Origin of the sequence: Chitinimonas sp. (genome assembly GCF_041904975.1) — a bacterium.
Taxonomy (GTDB): domain Bacteria; phylum Pseudomonadota; class Gammaproteobacteria; order Burkholderiales; family Chitinimonadaceae; genus Chitinimonas.
The window spans coordinates 484-5787 of sequence record NZ_JAYRLZ010000268.1 but is presented as its reverse complement, the minus strand read 5'-3'; the positions used below and the strand labels follow the sequence as shown (position 1 = coordinate 5787).

The 5304-nt window shown below is 58.7% G+C and carries 6 protein-coding genes; 5 read left to right on the top strand and 1 reads right to left on the bottom strand.

Annotated elements, in window-relative coordinates:
- Positions 1-80: 80 nt before the first annotated feature.
- Entirely contained in the window at positions 81-1499 is a 1419-nt protein-coding gene (gene dnaA / locus ACE3OH_RS18525) for a chromosomal replication initiator protein DnaA (RefSeq protein ID WP_374356670.1), read from the bottom strand.
- A gap of 273 nt (positions 1500-1772) precedes the next feature.
- Between dnaA and rpmH the strand changes: the two genes are divergently transcribed.
- From rpmH to mnmE, 5 genes are all read left to right on the top strand, one after another.
- Positions 1773-1907, top strand: a complete 135-nt coding sequence (gene rpmH / locus ACE3OH_RS18520) for a 50S ribosomal protein L34 (RefSeq protein WP_269531614.1) — start codon at positions 1773-1775, stop codon at positions 1905-1907.
- Complete coding sequence (gene rnpA / locus ACE3OH_RS18515) at positions 1846-2268, top strand: ribonuclease P protein component (protein ID WP_374356666.1); 423 nt, start codon at positions 1846-1848, stop codon at positions 2266-2268. The genes rpmH and rnpA overlap by 62 nt, the downstream gene beginning before the upstream one ends.
- Positions 2253-2462 (top strand): membrane protein insertion efficiency factor YidD, encoded by a 210-nt coding sequence (gene yidD, locus ACE3OH_RS18510; RefSeq protein ID WP_374356663.1) that lies wholly within the window; start codon positions 2253-2255, stop codon positions 2460-2462. Before rnpA ends, yidD begins: the two co-directional genes overlap by 16 nt.
- Positions 2463-2644: 182 nt before the next feature.
- On the top strand, positions 2645-4291 hold the full coding sequence (gene yidC, locus ACE3OH_RS18505; RefSeq protein ID WP_374356660.1) for a membrane protein insertase YidC: 1647 nt from the start codon (positions 2645-2647) through the stop codon (positions 4289-4291).
- Between the two features lie 124 nt (positions 4292-4415).
- The coding region (gene mnmE, locus ACE3OH_RS18500; RefSeq protein ID WP_374356657.1) for a tRNA uridine-5-carboxymethylaminomethyl(34) synthesis GTPase MnmE at positions 4416-5304 on the top strand (889 nt) is incomplete at its 3' end.

Here is a 5304-nt window from a genome sequence, read left to right as displayed (position 1 = left end):
TGTGCATAATTTGTGCACGCTTTTTTCGCTTTCCCCAAACGCAAGCTTATCCACATTTTGTCAGTTCCTTATACCGGCGCTCAGTTACGCAGGATTTGCGCAAGTACGTTGTAGTCATGGTTCATCGTTGCATCGGTTTGGCGCAGCGTGGCGATGGTTTTGCACGCATGCAGCACGGTGGTGTGGTCACGCCCGCCAAAGGCCTCGCCAATGGCCGGAAGGCTCATCTGCGTCAGGTCCTTGGCCAGTGCCATGGCGATCTGGCGTGGACGTGCCAAGTCGCGCGTGCGCTTCTTGGAATGCATGTCCGACACCTTGATCTTGTAAAAGTCCGCTACCGTTTTCTGGATGTTCTCCACCGAAATCAGCTTGTTGCCAGCCGCCAGAATATCTTTCAACGCTTCCTTGGCCAGCTCCAGGGTGATCTGCTGGCCAGTAAAGCGCGAATAAGCCAGCACCCGCTTCAGGGCGCCTTCCAGCTCACGCACATTGGAGCGGATATGCTTGGCGACGAAGAAAGATACGCTGGAATCGAGCTTGAAGCCTTCTGATTCCGCTTTCTTGTGCAGAATCGCCACACGCATTTCCAGTTCCGGTGGCTCGATCGCAACAGTCAGGCCCCAGCCAAAGCGCGAGATCAGCCGATCTTCGATTCCTTCGATCTCCTTCGGATAGCGATCGGAGGTGATGATCACCTGGCGATGGCCCTCGATCAGGGCATTGAAGGCGTAGAAGAATTCTTCCTGGGTGCGGTTCTTGCCCGAGAAAAACTGGATATCGTCGATCAGCAGCAAGTCCAGCGAGTGGTAGTAGCGCTTGAATTCATCAAACGCCTTGTGCTGATAGGCTCGTACCACGTCGGCCACATAGCGCTCGGCGTGGATATAGCGGATCTTCGCTTCCGGATTGTGCTGGTGCAGATAGTTGCCGATTGCCTGGATCAAGTGCGTCTTGCCCAGGCCCACGCCGCCATAGACAAACAGCGGGTTGTAGGCAGAGCCGGGGTTTTCGGCGATCTGGATCGCCGCAGCACGCGCCAGCTGGTTGGCCTTACCGGTCACCAGGGTTTCGAAGGTGAAATTCGGGTTGAGCCGGGTGGTTTCGTTCGACGCCAGTGGCCGGATGCTCACCGGCTTGTTGACCGGCACGCGGGTGTCGGGGTCGGAATCCGGTTCCGGCATCGGTTCGGCCTGATCCGGCGCGGGCTGCACCGGCGCAGCCGGGCGGCTCACCGGCACCGGCCGGGTCGGCTTGCTGCTGCCTACGCGCAATTCGATCATGATGCTTTCGCCAAAATACTCGCCAGCGTACTTCTCGATACGCGGCATGAAGCGATCTTTGACGAATTGCAGGGAAAACTGGTTGGGCGCGTACAGAACCAAGGCGTCTTCGTCGAGTGAGCAGACGAGCGGCTTGATCCAGGTGTTGAATTGCTGCGCGGACAATTCCTCGGCGAACCGGGCAAGACAGCTCGGCCAAAATTGTTCGACAGGTGACATCATGGACTTTTTTAGGCTTGTATTGGCACGGCGCTGGTTGCAGGGCGGGCTTGTCGGAACAAGACGACTGTACGGCCGTGTCACGCGGGGCGTGAAAGAATCATGCACAGCTGCTGGATAACCAGCGAATCCGTACTGAAAGGGGGCCCATTCTAGTCGGTTTCACAGGGCTTATCCACAGGGCAGGGAAAAAAACGTCGTTGACAGATAAAGGAATTTTGTCGTCTAATCGCACGTTTCTTCATTACCAGTTAAGTCTTCAGGGGCATTGCCATGAAACGCACCTATCAACCCTCCGTCATTCGCCGCAAGCGCACGCATGGCTTCCTGGTCCGCAGCCGCACTCGTGGCGGTCGCGCTGTGCTGGCTGCACGTCGCGCCAAGGGTCGTCATCGTCTGTCGGTGTAATCGCCGTTTGACGTATCGCTTCACCAGGCAGCAACGCCTGTTAAAAACGGATGAATTTTCATCCGTTTTTAGTTTGCGCCGCACTCAGTCCAATGCGTGGTTTCAGGTCTGGTCCAAACCGAACAGCCTGGGGCAGGCGCGCGTTGGTGTCGTTGTCGCCAAAAAGATCGTGAAGCGCGCGGTAGGCCGCAATCGCATCAAGCGCCTGGTCCGCGAGACTTTCAGGCTGCATGCGGCTGAACTGCAGGCGCTTGACCTGATCATTCGCGCCAAGCAACCGGTGTGCAGGGCAAAAGCGGGCGAGGCACGCGCTGCTTTGTTGCGCCTGCTTGATCGATATCGGCCATGTCCCGCCTCCTGATCCTGCTGATCCAGGTTTACCGTTACACATTGAGCCCGATACTGGGCGCCAATTGTCGCTTCACGCCGTCGTGTTCGGAGTACGCCGCCGAAGCATTGCGGCGCCATGGCACCGTGCGCGGCGGATGGCTTACAATCCGCCGGCTTTCGCGCTGCCACCCTTTCGGGGGTTGTGGACACGACCCGGTGCCCTGATGTTGATCCCGTCCTGCACGCCGCTTGCCGATGCACGCAGGCGCCCGCTCAGCGTCGGGCTCGGGATGGAACTGCAATAGATCAATGGTTTACTCACTGCGCTACAGCTACGGACGGTAGTTACCGTGCTAGGCGATGTGTTCGAAGCTCCCTAAACCGTTTCACGACCGAGACTTTCCGATATGGAAACCAAGCGTCTTATCATTTTCGTGCTGCTGTCTTTTGCCATCTTGTTTGGCTGGCAGCATTTCTATGCGCCGAAGCCGGTTCAGGCCACCATCGCCGAAACCCAGACTGCTGATGGCAAGCCGGTAACCGATGTACCTGCCGCCGTGGCCGACAATGGCAAGCTGCAGCAGGGCAGCCGTATCAAGGTGGTTACCGATATGGTGATTGCCGAGATCGACACCATGGGTGGCGATCTGCGCAAGCTGAGCCTGATCAAGCATGGCCAGATCGACGATGCCAAGCAGCCTTTCGTGCTGCTGCAAGACAGCGGCGACCATACCTATGTGGCGCTCACTGGCTTGATCAACGGCAATGTCGCCAATCTGCCCACCCATCGCACCCTGTTTACCAGCGATGTGAGCGAGGCCAAGCTGGAAAACGGCAAGGATTCGGTGGCGGTGCGTCTGGAAGCGCCGGTGATCGGTGGCGTCAAGGTCGCCAAGATCTACACCTTCAAGCGCGGCAGCTATGTGATCGACGTGAAATACGAGATCAATAACGGCAGCACCGCAGCGCTCGATACCTCGGCCTATTTCAGCCTGCGTCGTGACAGCGTTCCGCCCAAGGGCTCGAACGAGCGCTTTGGAACCTCCACTTTCACCGGCCCGGCCATCTTCACCGATGCCAGCAAGTTCAAGAAGCTGGAATTCAAGGATATCGAGAAGGACAAGGCCGAGCATGTGCTGGAAGGGCAGGATGGCTGGGTTGCCATGCTGCAACATTACTTTGCCAGTGCCTGGCTGCTGTCGCCCAGCAATGGCAACAATGTGTGCAAGCCGAAGAACTGTCAGTTCAAGGTCGAAAAGAAGCCCGATGGTCTGTTTGAAGTCGCTGCAGTGGTGAAGGTGCCTACCGTGGCAGCGGGTGCAAGCGGCAGTCTGTCCGTGCCGCTGTATGCCGGTCCGGAAGAAACCCGCGCGCTGGAAGCGGCGGCGCCGGGGCTGGATCTGGTCAAGGACTACGGCATTTTCAAGGTGATTGCCCAGCCGATGTTCTGGCTGCTGTCGCAGATCCACGGCGTTATTGGCAACTGGGGTTGGGCGATTGTCGTGTTCACCCTGTTGATCAAGCTGGCGTTCTACCCCTTGGCTGTCACGCAATACCGTTCGATGGCCAAAATGAAAAAGCTGGCCCCGCGCATGCAGCGCCTGAAGGAGCAATACGGCGACGACCGCATGAAGTTCCAGCAGGCGGTGATGGAGCTATACAAGTCGGAAAAAGCCAATCCGCTGTCGGGCTGCTTGCCGCTGTTGATCCAGATGCCGATTTTCCTTGGCCTGTTCTATATGCTGCAGGCGGTGGTGGAATTGCGCCACGCCGGGTGGATGCTGTGGGTGCATGATCTGTCGGTGGCCGACCCTTACTATGTGCTGCCGGTGCTGATGGCCATTTCGATGTATGTGCAAACCCTGTTCAACCCGCCATCGGCCGACCCGATGCAGGACAAGATGATGAAGATCATGCCCTTGGTGTTCTCCTTCATGTTCCTGTTCTTCCCGGCTGGCCTGGTGCTGTATTACGTGGTGAACAACACCTTCTCGATTGCCCAGCAGTGGTATATCACCCGGCAGATCGAAAACGCCGACAAGGCCAAGGCCTGATCGCGGCTGATCTGTGCATTCAAGGCCCGGCATTGCCGGGCCTTGTGCTTTGTGGATAACGCCCGCCCTTGCGATTGGCGCCATGCATGCGCCACCATAGCTCCACCCTCCGATGAGCCATACCATGACCCATACCCAGCCAAGCCGCGACACCATTGTTGCCATTGCCACCGCGCCCGGTCGTGGCGGTGTCGGTGTGCTGCGGGTATCTGGCAGCAATCTGTCGGACTTGGCGAAAACATTGGCAGGCAAGCCGCTGCGTGCGCGCCACGCTCATTACGCCAGTTTTTGCGATGCGGCCGGGCAGGTGATCGACCAGGGCCTGGCGCTGTTTTTCCCGGCGCCGCATTCGTTTACCGGCGAAGATGTGCTGGAACTGCAGGGCCATGGCGGCCCGGTGGTGATGCAGATGTTGCTGCGCCGCTGCCTGGAGCTGGGCGCACGGCTGGCTGAACCAGGCGAATTCACCCGCCGCGCTTTTCTGAACGACAAGCTCGATCTGGCCCAGGCGGAAAGCGTGGCTGATCTGATCGACGCCGGCTCGGAAGCAGCCGCCCGCTCGGCATTGCGTTCGCTGTCTGGCGCGTTCTCCGGCGAAATCCACCGCCTGGTGGAGCAGCTGATCAATCTGCGCATGCTGGTGGAAGCGACCCTCGACTTTCCCGAGGAAGATATCGATTTCCTCGAAGCGGCCGATGCACGCGGCAAATTGGCGAGCATTCACAGCCAGCTGGACAGCGTGCTGGCCACCGCCCGCCAGGGTGCGCTGCTGCGTGAAGGCATGCATGTGGTGCTGATCGGCCAGCCCAATGTCGGCAAGTCCAGCCTGATGAATGCACTGGCGGGCGAAGATATCGCCATCGTTACCGATATCGCCGGCACTACACGCGACACGGTGCGCGAGCTGATCCAGCTCGACGGAGTGCCGATGCATATCATCGATACCGCCGGCCTGCGCGATACCGATGACACGGTTGAAAAAATCGGTATCGAACGAACCTGGGCGGCGGTGG

Coding starts and splice junctions, on each gene's coding strand:
- dnaA (WP_374356670.1), bottom strand. CDS start 1,499: ATGTCACCTGTCGAACAATTTTGGCCGAGCTGTCTTGCCCGGTTCGCC.
- rpmH (WP_269531614.1), top strand. CDS start 1,773: ATGAAACGCACCTATCAACCCTCCGTCATTCGCCGCAAGCGCACGCAT.
- yidD (WP_374356663.1), top strand. CDS start 2,253: ATGTCCCGCCTCCTGATCCTGCTGATCCAGGTTTACCGTTACACATTG.
- yidC (WP_374356660.1), top strand. CDS start 2,645: ATGGAAACCAAGCGTCTTATCATTTTCGTGCTGCTGTCTTTTGCCATC.